The following is a 14788-nucleotide window of genomic DNA, read 5'->3' as shown; positions in this document are numbered from 1 at the left end:
ATTTCATGCCGGGCCCTGACACGTCTGCGTCCCCTGCAGGTGCCGACGCCAACGGCCAAATGATCCTTCACGCATCCAGCGTTGCCCTCGCGGGCAGCGCTGTTCTTATTATGGGGGCCTCTGGTTCGGGGAAATCTGCATTGGCGCTCGAATTGATGGCACTTGGTGCAACGTTGGTGTCCGACGACCGCACGCTGGTCAGCAAACAGGGCGACAATCTTGTTGTGGATGCACCAACAACCATTCGCGGGCTTATCGAGGCCCGCGGTGTTGGGTTGTTGAAGGCGGACTATGCGGGCCCAACACCTCTTGCGTTGGCCGTCGATCTGGACCATGAAGAGCGCCATCGCTTCCCAAGTTCTTACACGTTTGCGCGATCTGGTGTTTCGGTCCCCTTGTTGTATCGCGTTCCGCATCCACATTTTTCATATGCAATTTTTCAATTCCTGAAAGCTGGGCGGAGTGATCCTTGACGCAGAACTTTACGAAAACGCCCCAACGGGTCGTCTTGGTTACCGGGCCTTCGGGCGCGGGGCGGTCGTCTGCGGTCAAGGTTTTGGAAGACCTCGGGTTTGAAACCATCGACAACCTGCCAATCCGCTGGGTGTCGCGGCTGGTTGAAGGCCAAGAACTGACCCGACCACTGGCCTTGTGCCTTGATACCCGCAACCGTGATTTCTCGCCGCAGGCGCTGTTGGATGTGATGGATCAGCTGTCAGATCACGAGCCTGAACTGCTGTATCTGGATTGCGCGCGCACGGTTCTACAGCGCCGTTACAGCGAGACCCGGCGACGCCATCCGATGGCTCCGCAGGAAACGGCGATCGTGGGGATTGACCGCGAGAACGATCTGTTGTCGCCGGTGCGCGACCGCGCAGATGCGTTGATCGATACCTCAGAGCTGTCTGTACACGACCTGCGTCAGCGCCTGGAAAGCCGCTATGCGGCGCAGGGCAAGATGCCGTTGGCGGTGACGCTGACCAGCTTTAGCTATAAGCGCGGGCTGCCGCAGGGCGCGGATCTTGTGCATGACTGTCGGTTTCTAAAGAATCCCTATTGGGATGAATCCCTGCGTGGTCTGAACGGGCGCGACTCAGCAGTGGGCGAGTATGTTTCGACAGACGAAGGCTTTGATACGTTTTTTCAAAAGCTCACTGACACTACGCTTTTCCTGCTGCCTGCCTACCAAAAAGAGGGCAAAGCACACCTGTGTATCGCCATCGGGTGTACCGGGGGGCAACACCGCTCGGTTTTTGTGACTGAAAAACTGGCTCAGGCCCTTGCGGAGCATAACTGGCAAGTGTCAATTAGACATCGCGAACTGGATCGGACACACTCACCCGACTCCAAGTCCAGCGGCCTATAGCGGAGAAGCAATAGCGTGATTGGTATAGTCATCGTGGCGCATGGGGGATTGGCGAGAGAATATCTCGCAGCGATCGAACATGTGGTCGGCCAACAGGCCGGCGTCCGCGCAATCACAATTCAGGCCGAGGATGATCGGTCGGCAAAGCAGACCGAGATCTGCGAAGCGGCCGAGTCTGTGGACCAAGGGCAGGGTGTTGTTCTGGTCACGGATATGTTCGGGGGCTCGCCCAGCAATCTCAGCCTTCAGGCGTGCCGTCCTGAGAACCGCCGCATCCTTTATGGTGCCAACCTGCCCATGCTGATCAAACTGGCCAAATCTCGCCGGTTGCCTTTGGCAGATGCTGTGGACCGTGCTTTGGCTGCTGGTCGCAAGTATATTGACTGCAAGAATATGTCTGCCGGCTAAAAAAGCGGCGACTTTAAGGGACAGAATGGCGGACACGACTTCTCGAACACTGAAGATCTTGAATGAAAAAGGTCTGCATGCCCGCGCATCTGCAAAGCTGGTTGATGTCGTCGAAGGCTTTGACGCAACGGCAGAAGTCAGCAAAGACGGGTTGAGTGCAGGCGGTGACAGTATTATGGGGCTGCTGATGCTTGCCGCGTCCAAGGGGACTTCCATCGATGTGGAAACCAATGGGCCGGACGCGCTTGCACTGGCCGATGCGATCGAAGCTTTGGTCGCGGACAAATTCGGAGAAGGGTTCTAGCGCGGCGCTGCGCTGAGCTTATGTGGGGATAAAGCGTGCTGGACAAGACTTCTGAGATAAAGGTCGAGACGGGTGACAACACCATCGAAGTCTACGACCGACGTACGCTGACCTATGCGAACTCTTTTGATGATCCATGGACTTCGACCGCCATTCGCGTGATCGAGTGGCTGACGGGTAAGCTGACCATTTTGCGGATGGTGCGCCGCTTTGAGCGCCAGAACGGAGCCCATCGCGGACAACGGTTCTGGAAAGGTGCGCTGGATGTCATGGGCATCGATCTGACCACTCCAGCTGAGCAGCTGGCGAATATTCCCAAAGAAGGTCCGGTCGTCGTTGTGGCCAATCACCCGCACGGTATGGTGGATGGGATGATTTTGGCCGAACTGATTGGTCGGGTGCGCGAAGACTATCGCATTTTGACGCGCTCTGTTTTGACAGGCTTGGACGAGACGGCGACGTCATTCATGATCCCGGTTCCGTTCCCGCACGACCCGGATGCGCAACGCAAGATGGTCGAAATGCGCGCCACTGCGATGGCGTATCTGAAAGACGGCGGCGTGGTGGCTTTGTTCCCCTCGGGCGTCGTGTCGTCTTCTGATACCGCTTTCGGCCCAGTGATCGAACGCGAATGGAACGTCTTTACCGCGCAGATGATCCGCCGGTCAGGCGCACAGGTCGTGCCGATTTTCTTTCCCGGTGCGAACAGCCGTTGGTATCAGGTCGCGAACAGGATTTCTGCGATCCTGCGTCAGGGGCTGTTGCTGCACGAGATCGTCAAGGCCTGCAACAAGCCGCAAAGTCCTGTGATCGGGCCGGTGTTGACGGAAGAAGAAATGGAACCGCTGCACAGCAACCCACGTGGATTTATGAGCTGGCTGCGCGACCACACGCTTGGGCTGGGCAAGTAAACACAGACGCAATCCCGCAATTCAGAAAGCCGCCCTTTGAGGCGGCTTTTTCGTTAGCGTGTGGGAACCGGCGTTTCGCCGCGATAGTCATAGAACCCGCGCTTGGATTTGCGTCCCAGCCAGCCAGCCTCTACGTATTTCGTCAACAGCGGGCAGGGGCGGTATTTGGTGTCTGCAAGCCCGTCGTGCAACACGTTCATAATCGCGAGGCAGGTGTCCAAGCCGATAAAGTCCGCCAGCTCGAGTGGGCCCATCGGGTGGTTCGCCCCCAGTTTCATTGCCGCGTCGATCGAGGCAACGTTGCCGACGCCTTCATACAACGTATAGCAGGCCTCGTTGATCATCGGGATCAGGATGCGGTTCACGATGAAGGCCGGAAAATCTTCGGCCGAGGCGGCGGTTTTATCCAGGGAATCGACGATGCCCAGACAGGTTTGATAGGTCGCATCATCTGTGGCGATGCCGCGGATCAGCTCGACCAGCTTCATAAGCGGCACTGGGTTCATAAAGTGGAAGCCCATGAACTTTTCGGGACGATCCGTGCGGCTGGCAAGGCGGGTGATCGAAATGGATGACGTATTTGAGGTCAGGATCGTGTCGGGCTTCAGATGTGGGATCAGCCCGTCAAAGATCTTGTATTTGACGTCTTCGTTTTCGGTGGCCGCTTCGATGACCAGATCTGTCTGCCCGATCTCGGCCACGTCCTGAGAGGCCTTGATACGTCCAATCGCAACTTGTTTGGCGTCCTCGGTGATCAGATCACGGCTCACCTGACGCGCCATGTTCTTGTCGATGCGCGCAAGGGCGGCTTGCAGCGCGTCTTCTGAGATATCGTTTAACACTACGTCATATCCGGCCAGCGCCATCACATGGGCAATCCCGTTGCCCATTTGACCTGCCCCAACGATGCCGACTGAAGTCACACTCATTTTGGATATCCCTTCGCCTGTCGCGCGACTTTACGCATAGGGGCGAGCGGGCTGCAAGGGGCGCTGATCGCAAAAAACCGAGTCGAATTGTTCCCTTAGCAAATTGCTAAGTGGAATCACTCAGAGTGATGGATGGGGTTTGAATTGGGGGTTCTATGTCATTTCATCATTCTGTGCACAGGTCGCTTGACTATGATCCGGTCCGCTATGGCGCGTCGCGCATATCGTTTCGTGGGCCGAAAAAGGATCTAAGCGGGCGTTATGTTGCCTTCTTGGGCGGGTCGGAAACCTATGGGAAATTCATCAAACGGCCGTTTCCCGATTTGGTCGAGCAGGCCTTGGGCACAACTTGCGTGAACCTTGGCTATATGAACGCAGGCGTTGATGCCTTTGTCCATGAGGCCGAGGTTTTGGCGCTGGCCGCCAAAGCCGAAGTGACGGTGATCCAGCTGATGGGCGCGCAGAATATGTCCAACCGGCTTTACCGTGTGCACCCACGTCGCAACGACCGGTTTTTGACGGCTTCTTCCATGATGAAATCGGTGTTCCGCGAGGTGGATTTCACCGAATATAACTTCACCCGACACATGCTTCAGGACGTTGCCGCGCGGGCCGGTGATCGTTTCTCGTTCGTCACCGCCGAATTGCGCATGGCGTGGGGCTCGCGGATGATGCAGCTGCTGGCGGCCTTACCGGGGAAAAAAGTGCTGCTTTGGTTCTCTGACCATTGCCCCCCCACAGAGGCGCAGTTGTTGCCGGGCAAAGACCCGTGGTTTGTCGACAAAGGCATGATTGATCGTTTGCGCGATCATGTGGATGGCATCGTTCAGGTGCGGGTGACGCAAAACGCCATCGACCAAGGCAGCGCGGGCAAGCACTTTAGCCCAATGGAATGGTCCGCCGCGCAGCACGTCTTCGGCCCTATGGCCCATACCGAGGTAGCGGATGCCCTGATGCCTGTGCTGCGACAGGTGATTGGCAAAAAAAACAGGCCCCACTAAGGGGGCCCGTTTCACATTCGCATGTGCAGATCGCTTAGCCGAGTTTCTCGGTCAGCTCTGGAACTGCTGCAAAGAGGTCTGCAACCAGACCGAAGTCAGCCACCTGGAAGATCGGTGCTTCTTCGTCTTTGTTGATCGCAACGATGACCTTAGAGTCTTTCATGCCTGCAAGGTGCTGGATCGCGCCAGAGATGCCGACAGCGACGTAAAGCTCAGGAGCCACAACCTTACCGGTCTGACCAACCTGCCAGTCGTTTGGCGCATAGCCAGAGTCAACCGCCGCACGGGACGCGCCAACCGCTGCGCCCAGCTTGTCCGCCAGGGCTTCGATGATGGCGAAGTCTTCTTCAGAGCCAACACCACGACCACCGGATACAACCACGCCAGCAGATGTCAGTTCTGGACGATCGCTTTCCGCAACCTTGTCCTCAACCCACTCTGACAGACCTGGGTTCTCGGCCGCAGCCAGTGCTTCAACACCGGCAGAGCCACCGTCTGCGGCTGCCTCAAAGGACGCTGTCCGCACGGTCAGAACTTTAGTCGCATCAGAGGATTTGACAGTCTGGATCGCGTTGCCCGCATAGATCGGACGCTCGAAGGTGTCTGCGTCAACAACCGCAGTCACGTCAGAGATCACCATAACGTCCAGCAGCGCCGCAACGCGTGGCAGGATGTTTTTCGCGGATGCGGTTGCAGGGGCTACGATGTGGGCATAGTCGCCAGCGATAGATACGATCAGCGCCGCGATTGGTTCCGCCAGACCGTTGCCGTAAGAGGCATCGTCCGCGCAGAGAACTTTCGCAACACCAGCGATTTTGCCAGCTTCTTCAGCGGCCCCACCGCAGGATGCGCCTGCGCACAGAACGGTCACGTCGCCAAGGGATTTCGCCGCTTCAACTGCTTTCGCGGTTGCGTCAACGGCCAGTTCGCCGCCTGCGATTTCAGCAAGTACAAGAACAGCCATTATACAGCTCCCGCCTCTTTGAGTTTCTCTACCAGCTCGTCAACCGAGCCAACGATGATACCTGCAGAGCGTGCTTCTGGCTCAGAGGTCTTAACGACTTCCAGACGTGGTGAGACGTCAACGCCGTAATCCGCTGCGGTCTTTTCATCCAAAGGCTTTTTCTTGGCCTTCATGATGTTTGGCAGAGACGCATAGCGTGGCTCGTTCAGACGCAGGTCTGCGGTCACGATCGCTGGCATTTTCACAGAGATGGTCTGCAGGCCGCCGTCGATTTCGCGGGTGACTTTCGCGGTGTCGCCGTCGATGTCCAGTTCAGACGCAAAGGTCGCTTGGGACCAGCCCAGCAGAGCAGACAGCATCTGGCCGGTTGCGTTCATGTCGTTGTCGATGGCTTGCTTGCCGGCGATGACCAGACCAGGCAGCTCTTCTTCGACAACTTTCGCGAGGATCTTTGCCACGGACAGTGGCTCGATGTCGGTGTGCACGTCGTCTGCTGCAACAACCAGGATCGCGCGGTCTGCGCCCATGGCGAGCGCTGTGCGCAGGGTTTCCTGAGCCTGCTTGACGCCGATGGACACAGCCACGACTTCATCTGCTTTGCCCGCTTCTTTCAGGCGGATCGCCTCTTCGACGGCAATCTCGTCGAATGGGTTCATCGACATCTTTACGTTGGCGAGATCAACGCCGCTGCCGTCCGCTTTTACACGAACTTTCACGTTGTAGTCGATCACGCGCTTGACAGGTACGAGGACCTTCATGGGCGATTTACTCCTTAGGTTAACGAGTTCAAAAAAGACTCGCTTAAAAGACATTCTTGGCGGTTTTACTCAATGGCTGCACATCAAAACAGTGCAAAATCGTCACGTTTGTATCTCGGAACGTCGCGTTCATCGAATACCGGGTGCCAAAGAGCAATATTTTCCTAGCGGAAATTAACCTTTGGTTAGCTTTCGCGCGTTGCGCCGGGAACCCACAGAACGTCGTCTTGGCCGTTGTTGTTTGCGACTCTGGAGGCAACGAAGAACCAATCTGACAGGCGGTTGAGATATGTCACCGCATGCGCGTTTACGTCACTTTCCAACGCCAGTTCGGTCGCAAGACGTTCTGCGCGGCGTGCCACCGTCCGGCACACATGCAGATAGGCCGCCAAGGCAGAGCCTCCGGGCAGAATAAAGCTGCGCAGCGTTTCTAGATCGGCGTTCATCTCGTCGATTTCCGCCTCAAGCCGTTTCACCTGCGTTTCGATCATCCGAAGCGGCGGGTATTCCGCATCGGCGTCTTTGGCCATATCTGGTCTGCACAGGTCCGCTCCCAGATCAAAGAGGTCATTCTGGATCAGCGACAGACGCTTGTCCATTTCACCTTCGGCATGCAGGCGCGCGACGCCAACATGGGCGTTCAGCTCGTCGCTGGTGCCATAGGCCGAGACCCGCGGGTCGTGTTTGGCAACGCGGTCCCCATTGCCCAAAGCGGTGGTGCCTTTATCGCCTGTCCGCGTGTAAATTTTGCTTAGAACAACCATTACCGGCCTCCGCTGAAGGCGACGAATACAAGGATCAGCAGAACGGCGACAAACTGCGCCGCGATCCGAAGTCGCATAAGTTTATTGGCATATTTGCGGTTGAAGTCTCCGCCACGGGCAAAGCCTCCGACGCCGATCATCAGAACGATCAGCACCGCAAAGCACGCGATTGCAGCGATAATAAATAGGGGGTCTTGCAGCATTACTGCGCTCCTTCTGGGGCGTTTGTCCCTTACTTAGACTTTAGCACATAATTTTCGAGGGGTTTCTGTGTCACACCTTACGGATGATACTGTCCAGCATGCGGGTGGGCAGAATACGCCGCAAGAACCCCATAAAGTAGGTCGGTGTCGTTACATAATAGCGCGGCTTTGGCTTTTGCGCGGTGACGGCCTTCAAAAGCTTGGCTGTGACCGCAGAGGCAGGCAGTTCAAAGGCATCCTTCCCGCGATCCTCATAAAGCCGTTTCAGCAATCCGCGCCGATAGTGTTCTGCGCGGGCCGATCCTTCCCAGTTGATCCATTTCTCAAAATGCGGAATCGAATTTACCCGGATCTTCGATGTCACCGGCCCCGGTTCGATCAGGATAAAGTGGATGGGCGTGTCTGCCATCTCGAGCCGCAGGACATCGGTCAGGCCTTCCAATGCAAATTTCGATGACACATAGGCCCCACGCCAGCGCGCCGCGACCAGTCCGAGAACGGAAGAGTTGTTGACGATCCGCCCATGTCCCTGCGCGCGCATCACCGGGATGACCTGCCGTGTCAGCTCGTGCCAGCCGATCACATTGGCCTGATAAATGGCCCGCAACGCGCCTGAAGGCAGATCCTCGACCGCGCCGGGAACCGCGTAAGCCCCGTTGTTGAACAGGGCATCCAGCGTGCCACCCGTGGCCGCCAGCACTTCGGCCAGACCAGCGGTGATCGTGGCCTCGTCTTCATAGTCAATCAGGGGGCTTTCAAATCCTTCGGCCATCAGGGCCGCGCAGTCTTCTGGTTTGCGACAGCTGGCAAACACGCGCCAGCCTGCGTCGCGCATGCCCCGTGCTGCGTCTGCTCCGATACCAGAAGAGCATCCTGTGATCAGGATCGATTTTTGTGCCATGTTGTCCTCCGCCTGCTCAGCGATTTATGCAAGCAAGCAGACCGTGGCGCAATGACTAGCTGGCGAGCGCTGTTAGGAAGCGGCGTTGAATCCAACCCACCCGTCCTGAATCAAGGGACCGAAGTTTGACCCAGCCACGTACGGACCCGTCCAGAAGTTTCACGCGTGTGTCCAGCGAGAGGTTGTCGACCACCACGAAATCCGTGCCCGGGCCCGTGCGCAGGTTGACCTTGTCGGCAGTGATCCGGCGGATATCCGGCGATGGGCCTGTCGCCGAGAGGCTGAACATCAGTTTGGGCGCGTTGCGGCCCAACGTGCTGGACATGCTGTAACTGGTGATGCCCTGACCCGGTGTGGCGGTATCGGCCACGATCATGCTCGTCACGATAAGGCCGGTTTCCTGCGTCGCTGAGGTTTCTTGCAAAACCGCTGCGGTTTCAGGCGCGTCTAGGTTTTTGGAAACAGCTGTGCTTGGGCGCGAGATCTCTGTCGCCGCAATCGCTGCGGAGATACGTGGCTGAAAATCTGGACCACCACTAACTTCATAAAATGCCCACCCAAGAAAGGCGAAACTTAAAAAAATGAAACGGCTCACGCTCGTTACTCCACGCAGTTCAGCCCCCACCAATTGGCTTTCCTGACTGCTCGAGAATACAGCGCATTGTCCCCGGGGCATTCCCCGATGCGAGCGACCGTTCTTTCAGACGTTTTCCGCCAGAGGCAGAAAAAAGGGCTATGTTGACCACAGCTCGCTTGTCGCGATTCCATCTCCACTATATCACGGTGCTATGAGTGAAATCCTAGACGACGACGAATTCGAATCCTACGAAGTTGCAGAACCGCTACACCGGGCCATCGGCGACCGTTATCTGACCTATGCGCTGAGCACGATTATGCACCGTGCTTTGCCGGATGCGCGGGACGGTTTGAAACCAGTTCACCGCCGCATCTTGTATGCGATGAACCGCTTGAAGCTGGCCTCAAACGGCAAGTTTCTGAAATCGGCGAAAATTTCCGGCGATACCATGGGGGATTTCCACCCGCATGGGGATGCCGCGATCTATGATGCAATGGCGCGTTTGGCGCAAGATTTTGCCGTGCGTTACCCGTTGGTCGACGGGCAGGGGAACTTCGGCAACATCGATGGCGATAACCCGGCGGCCTCGCGTTATACAGAAGCGCGCATGACCTTTGTCGCCGAAGCCATGTTGCAGGGGCTGGACGAGAACGCCGTTGATTTTCGCGACAATTATGATGGACGTCTGACCGAGCCGGTTGTGCTGCCTGCGGAATTCCCAAGTCTGCTGGCGAATGGCGCAGCGGGTATTGCGGTGGGCATGGCCACGAATATTCCACCGCATAATATCGCCGAGCTGGTGGATGCCTGTATCCACTTGATCAAGACGCCGGATGCCCGCGACGACACCTTGCTGAACTATGTGCCGGGACCAGATTTCCCGACCGGCGGTGTGATTGTCGAGCCCAAAGAAAGCATCGCGAGCGCCTATTCCACCGGGCGTGGGTCGTTCCGCCTTCGTTGTAAATGGGAGGTCGAAGATCTTGGCCGTGGTCAGTGGCAGATTGTTGTTACGGAAATTCCCTATCAGGTTCAGAAATCCAAACTGATCGAAAAGATCGCAGAGCTGATCCAATCCAAAAAGGTTCCGATTCTGGCGGATATTCGTGATGAATCCGCCGATGATATCCGTGTCATTCTAGAGCCCAAATCCAAGAACGTAGAACCAGACATTCTGATGGGCACGATGTTCAAGCACAGCGATCTGGAAGTGCGCTTCAGCCTGAATATGAACGTGTTGATCGACGGTGTGACGCCCAAAGTCTGCTCCATGAAAGAGGTCCTGCGGGCCTTCTTGGATCACCGCCGCGAAGTTCTTGGGCGTCGCTCCAAGCACCGTATGGAAAAGATCGATCATCGTCTTGAGGTGCTCGAAGGCTTCATCATTGCCTTCCTGAATCTGGACCGCGTGATCGACATCATCCGCTATGACGACAGCCCGAAAGAGGCTCTGATAGCGCAGGCCTGGGGCGGCACTTTTGCGCGCGCCATGTCCGAAGACGATTATGTCTCGCCTCTGCCCTCCAAAGGCGAGGGCGAACTGACTGAAGTGCAGGCCGAAGCGATCCTGAACATGCGGCTGCGCAGCTTGCGTCGGCTTGAGGAAATCGAACTGGTCAAAGAACGCGACGCCTTGATGGAAGAGCGCGCGGGTCTTGAGGATTTGTTGGCCAGCGAAGATCTGCAATGGGGCCGGATCACCGATCAGCTGCGCGAAACAAAGAAAAAGTTCGGCAAGGATTTTGAGGGCGGCACGCGCCGTACCACCTTTGCCGAGGCTGGCGACTTTGAAGATGTGCCGATCGAGGCCATGATCGACAAGGAACCGATCACCGTTGTCTGCTCGCAAATGGGCTGGATCCGCGCGATGTCGGGTCACATCGATCTGACGCGCGAGCTGAAGTTCAAAGATGGCGACGGGCCCAAGTTCATCTTCCACGCGGAAACCACAGACCGTCTTTTGGTCTTTGGCACAAACGGACGTTTCTATACCGTATCGGCAGCAAATCTGCCCGGCGGTCGCGGGATGGGCGAGCCTTTGCGTCTGATGGTCGATCTGCCTAACGAGGCTGATATCGTTGACATTTTCACGCATGTACCCGATCGAAAACTGCTGGTCGCGTCCACTGCGGGCGACGGATTTGTTGTCGAGGAAAACGAAATTCTGGCGCAGACCCGAACTGGCAAACAAGTCCTGAACGTGCGCGCTCCGTCGCAGGCATTGGTGTGTAAACCTGTTGTAGGCGACGCTGTGGCATGTGTGGGCGAAAACCGGAAAGTGCTGGTGTTTGACCTAGACGAGCTGCCCGTAATGGCGCGCGGCAAGGGCGTGCGGCTGCAGAAATACAAAGACGGCGGATTGTCTGACGCGGCCACTTTCACGCGCGCCGAAGGCCTAAGCTGGAAAGACCCTGCAGGCCGCACCCGTTCCGAAGTCGATCTGGCCGAGTGGACAGGCAAACGCGCGGGCACCGGGCGTATGGCACCGCGCGGTTTCCCACGGGACAACAAGTTTAACTGATCGTTTCTTGTGACGGGGCTTAACCCGTCACAAGGCTAAAGCTCTTCGACATTCAGCCAAACGCCGCCCTCTGGTCTGAGGGTTAGGATCATCACCGGATCGGGGTCTTTGCCAGCGACCGGCGTGAACCTGAAGCGCGTCAACAGCGTCGCCAGAACCAGGACCGCTTCTTGCAAAGCAAAGCTTGCGCCGATACAGATGCGTGGTCCGTCCCCGAAGGGAAGATAGGCGTAACGGTCTGGTTTTGAGCCTAAAAACCGGTCTGGATTGAAGGCATCGGGATCCTCCCAAAGTGCTTCATGTCGATGTAGGGCATAGATAGGGATCATAACCGTATCGCCTGGCAGGATCTGACGCCCGCAGAGCGTGTCGGCCGCCTGAGCGGTTCGGCTGACAATAGCCGCCGGCGGATAAAGGCGCAGGGTCTCGTCGATGATCGCGCGAATGAACGGCAGTTTTGACACGTCATCACCCACCGCCGCGCCGTTCAGAACCGACTGTGCCTCAGCGCGCGCGCGTTCCTGAACCTCTTGGTCAAAGGCGCACAGATACAAGGCCCAGCTTAGCGCAAGAGCCGTGGTCTCGTGCCCGGCCACGATGAACGTCAGCAAGTTGTCCCTGAGTTCGGATGTGTTCATCGACCGCTTTGTCTCGGGGTCTTCGCCCGCAAGCAAAAGGTCGAGCAGATCGGGGATGTCGCCCTGTCCGGCCTGTTGCCTTGCCTCGATGGATTGCGAGGCAATCTGTTTCATCTCGCGCAGGGCCGCACCTGACATCATGCGCCCCGGGCGCGGGATCCAATCCGGCAGCCCCAGAACGTCAAACAAAGACACCTTGCCGGTCTCGGCGATATAGGCGTCGATCGCGCGGTTTACATTCTGGGATTCCATGTTGCCTTGGCCGGAGAACGTCACATCTGCGGTGACGTCAAATGTGGTGCGCACCATTTCGGCATAAAGGTTCACCGCATGGGATTTCTGTGCGGCGATACGCGTGCAAGCGGACTCGGCCGCCCGCGTCATGATCGGGGCCAGATTCATCATATTGCGGTGCGAAAACACCGGAGCCGCAGCCCGCCTTTGCCAGCGCCAATGCGCGCCCTCGGCGATGAACAGGCTCTCGCCAATCGCTGGGCGCAGGATAGATTTGATCGTATTGGACTTTGGATAGTCATCGACCTTTTCCAGCAGCATCCGCCGGATGGCGCCGGGATCCATCACCATATGCCAGCGGATTCCCGTCTGTCCCGAGACCATCGGCTGTTTCACCGCCAGCCAGGGCAGGATGCTGAGTACGTTGCGACGCGCCGCCTGAAGCGTGGCGAAAATCCCCATAGGTTCGCGCACCAGATTGATATGGACTGGCCGTTTTTCCATGCTGGGATCAGGCGACTGCATGCGGGAACTCTCCTTTGGTTGAGAAACAATCTATGGCGAAAAATGCGCTTTGACAGCGAAACATCGCCTAATTAACCCTGTGAATTGTCGAAAACCGGCCAATGGGCTAAGTCACATAGCCAAACAACGGGGAAAAAACATGAAACGCTGGATTGCCCTTGCGGCTTTGGTAGGCTTGGTCGCTGCATGTTCTCAGCCGGAAGAAACGGCCGAACGTCTGGATCTTGGTGACTTTGTGCTGGGTCACAATGTGGTCGTGGCCCCTGATTTGCAAAAGGGCCCAACCTCTCGCAACGCCGAACCCGAAGAGCTGATTGCCGCGGTTCAGGCCGCCGTCGACAACCGCCTTGGCAAATATGATGGCGACCGTCTGGTGCATCTGGGAATCAACATCGGCGGATATGCCTTGGGCCGACGTGGTATTCCGCTGGTTTACACTCCCAAAAGCGCCTTTGTCGTGACGGTTTCTGTATGGGATGACCGCGCGGGCGAGAAATTCACCAAAGAACCCAAACAGATTCTGGTTTTTGAGAACTTTGGTGACGGGGCCATCATCGGCACCGGTTATACGCGCACTCGCGAGCAGCAAATTGCAACGCTTGCGGCCAATACAGCCCGCAAAATCGAGGCGTATCTGGCCGAAAATGCTGTCTGCATGACGGATGAGGCGACGGAAAAAGAACTCGAGGCCTGCTGGCCGCTTGATGCGGCAAACTGAGTCGCGGGGCGGCTTGGTCAAAAGCCCTTAAAACAAGTGCATTCAAGCGTCTCGAAACTGGCGCTTGATTTTTCTTCCTGAACCCAATACATCGCGCCCGAAGAGTAATTGGGCCATTTCAGAGGCCCCCAAACACAGAAGGCGCCTCTATTATGGCAAAGGAAAAGTTTGAACGTTCCAAACCGCACTGCAACATCGGCACCATCGGCCACGTTGACCACGGTAAAACCACTCTGACAGCTGCGATCACCAAGCACTTCGGTGACTTCAAAGCGTACGACGAGATCGACGGCGCACCAGAAGAAAAAGCCCGCGGTATCACCATCTCGACTGCACACGTTGAGTATGAAACCGACGCACGTCACTACGCACACGTCGACTGCCCAGGCCACGCTGACTATGTTAAGAACATGATCACCGGTGCGGCGCAGATGGACGGCGCGATCCTGGTTGTGAACGCAGCTGACGGCCCAATGCCTCAGACTCGTGAGCACATCCTGCTGGGCCGCCAGGTTGGCATCCCTGCAATGGTTGTCTTCATGAACAAAGTTGACCAGGTTGACGACGAAGAGCTGCTGGAACTCGTTGAGATGGAAATCCGCGAGCTGCTGTCTGAGTACGAATTCCCAGGCGACGACATTCCTGTGATCGCAGGCTCCGCTCTGGCGGCTCTGGAAGATCGCGACGACAACATCGGCAAAGAGAAAATCGCTGAGCTGATGGCGGCTGTTGACGAGTACATCCCGACACCGGCCCGTGCTGTTGACCAGCCGTTCCTGATGCCTGTTGAAGACGTGTTCTCGATCTCTGGTCGTGGTACCGTTGTGACCGGCCGTGTTGAGCGTGGCGTGATCAACGTCGGCGACGCGATCGAAATCGTTGGTATCCGCGACACCAAAACCACCACCTGCACCGGTGTGGAAATGTTCCGCAAGCTGCTGGACCGTGGTGAAGCAGGCGACAACATCGGCGCGCTGCTGCGTGGTGTTGACCGTGAAGCGGTTGAGCGTGGCCAGGTTCTGTGTAAACCAGGTTCCGTGAACCCACACACCAAGTTCGAAGCAGA

The 14788-nt window shown here is 57.0% G+C and carries 17 protein-coding genes; 9 read left to right on the top strand and 8 right to left on the bottom strand.

The genetic code is table 11. The annotated features are described in order from the left end of the window. Positions 1-5 precede the first annotated feature (5 nt). The 5 genes from ACEQWH_RS04270 to ACEQWH_RS04250 are packed head-to-tail and all read left to right on the top strand — an operon-like array spanning position 6 to position 2989. On the top strand, positions 6-473 hold the full coding sequence (locus ACEQWH_RS04270) for an HPr kinase/phosphorylase (RefSeq protein ID WP_372521385.1): 468 nt from the start codon (positions 6-8) through the stop codon (positions 471-473). Next, the gene (gene rapZ / locus ACEQWH_RS04265; RefSeq protein WP_370228476.1) at positions 470-1366 is read left to right on the top strand and encodes an RNase adapter RapZ; all 897 of its coding nucleotides are present in this window, start codon (positions 470-472) and stop codon (positions 1364-1366) included. Before ACEQWH_RS04270 ends, rapZ begins: the two co-directional genes overlap by 4 nt. Before the next feature lie 15 nt (positions 1367-1381). Next, positions 1382-1774, top strand: coding sequence for a PTS sugar transporter subunit IIA (locus ACEQWH_RS04260; RefSeq protein ID WP_370228475.1), 393 nt, complete (start codon positions 1382-1384; stop codon positions 1772-1774). Positions 1775-1799: 25 nt separating this feature from the next. Beyond that, a complete protein-coding gene (locus ACEQWH_RS04255) occupies positions 1800-2078 on the top strand; it encodes an HPr family phosphocarrier protein (RefSeq protein ID WP_370228474.1) in 279 nt (92 codons plus the stop codon). A 35-nt stretch (positions 2079-2113) separates the two neighbouring features. Beyond that, positions 2114-2989: a lysophospholipid acyltransferase family protein gene (locus ACEQWH_RS04250; RefSeq protein ID WP_370228473.1), complete on the top strand. Its 876-nt coding sequence runs from the start codon at positions 2114-2116 to the stop codon at positions 2987-2989. A 53-nt stretch (positions 2990-3042) separates the two neighbouring features. Here the strand turns inward: ACEQWH_RS04250 and ACEQWH_RS04245 are convergent, their stop codons facing one another. Next, the gene (locus tag ACEQWH_RS04245; RefSeq protein ID WP_370228472.1) at positions 3043-3918 is read right to left on the bottom strand and encodes a 3-hydroxybutyryl-CoA dehydrogenase; all 876 of its coding nucleotides are present in this window, start codon (positions 3916-3918) and stop codon (positions 3043-3045) included. A 155-nt stretch (positions 3919-4073) separates the two neighbouring features. Between ACEQWH_RS04245 and ACEQWH_RS04240 the strand changes: the two genes are divergently transcribed. Beyond that, positions 4074-4919, top strand: coding sequence for a DUF6473 family protein (locus ACEQWH_RS04240; RefSeq protein WP_370228471.1), 846 nt, complete (start codon positions 4074-4076; stop codon positions 4917-4919). Between the two features lie 34 nt (positions 4920-4953). Here ACEQWH_RS04240 and ACEQWH_RS04235 read toward each other — a convergent pair whose 3' ends face one another. From ACEQWH_RS04235 to ACEQWH_RS04210, 6 genes are all read right to left on the bottom strand, one after another. Next, complete coding sequence (locus ACEQWH_RS04235; protein WP_370228470.1) at positions 4954-5883, bottom strand: electron transfer flavoprotein subunit alpha/FixB family protein; 930 nt, start codon at positions 5881-5883, stop codon at positions 4954-4956. Next, positions 5883-6641, bottom strand: a complete 759-nt coding sequence (locus ACEQWH_RS04230; RefSeq protein ID WP_370228469.1) for an electron transfer flavoprotein subunit beta/FixA family protein — start codon at positions 6639-6641, stop codon at positions 5883-5885. Before ACEQWH_RS04230 ends, ACEQWH_RS04235 begins: the two co-directional genes overlap by 1 nt. Before the next feature lie 185 nt (positions 6642-6826). Then, positions 6827-7405, bottom strand: coding sequence for a cob(I)yrinic acid a,c-diamide adenosyltransferase (locus ACEQWH_RS04225; RefSeq protein WP_370228468.1), 579 nt, complete (start codon positions 7403-7405; stop codon positions 6827-6829). Beyond that, the gene (locus tag ACEQWH_RS04220) at positions 7405-7608 is read right to left on the bottom strand and encodes a twin transmembrane helix small protein (protein ID WP_370228467.1); all 204 of its coding nucleotides are present in this window, start codon (positions 7606-7608) and stop codon (positions 7405-7407) included. The genes ACEQWH_RS04225 and ACEQWH_RS04220 overlap by 1 nt, the downstream gene beginning before the upstream one ends. Before the next feature lie 70 nt (positions 7609-7678). Beyond that, positions 7679-8509: an SDR family NAD(P)-dependent oxidoreductase gene (locus ACEQWH_RS04215; protein ID WP_370228466.1), complete on the bottom strand. Its 831-nt coding sequence runs from the start codon at positions 8507-8509 to the stop codon at positions 7679-7681. Positions 8510-8564: 55 nt separating this feature from the next. Beyond that, entirely contained in the window at positions 8565-9104 is a 540-nt protein-coding gene (locus ACEQWH_RS04210) for an SH3 domain-containing protein (RefSeq protein ID WP_370228465.1), read from the bottom strand. Between the two features lie 193 nt (positions 9105-9297). Here ACEQWH_RS04210 and ACEQWH_RS04205 point away from each other — a divergent pair, with 193 nt between their 5' ends. Next, positions 9298-11607, top strand: coding sequence for a DNA topoisomerase IV subunit A (locus ACEQWH_RS04205; RefSeq protein WP_370228464.1), 2310 nt, complete (start codon positions 9298-9300; stop codon positions 11605-11607). Between the two features lie 35 nt (positions 11608-11642). Here ACEQWH_RS04205 and ACEQWH_RS04200 read toward each other — a convergent pair whose 3' ends face one another. Continuing rightward, positions 11643-13004 carry a cytochrome P450 gene (locus ACEQWH_RS04200; protein ID WP_370228463.1) on the bottom strand — a complete coding sequence of 454 codons (1362 nt, stop codon included), beginning with the start codon at positions 13002-13004 and terminating at the stop codon, positions 11643-11645. 139 nt (positions 13005-13143) lie between these two features. Between ACEQWH_RS04200 and ACEQWH_RS04195 the strand changes: the two genes are divergently transcribed. Continuing rightward, a complete protein-coding gene (locus ACEQWH_RS04195; protein ID WP_370228462.1) occupies positions 13144-13722 on the top strand; it encodes a hypothetical protein in 579 nt (192 codons plus the stop codon). Positions 13723-13874: 152 nt separating this feature from the next. Continuing rightward, the coding region (tuf, locus tag ACEQWH_RS04190) for an elongation factor Tu (protein ID WP_370228461.1) at positions 13875-14788 on the top strand (914 nt) is incomplete at its 3' end.

The organism is Cognatishimia sp., assembly GCF_964229375.1.
Classification (GTDB): Bacteria; Pseudomonadota; Alphaproteobacteria; order Rhodobacterales; family Rhodobacteraceae; genus Cognatishimia.
This window is presented reverse-complemented; position numbering and strand designations above follow the sequence as displayed.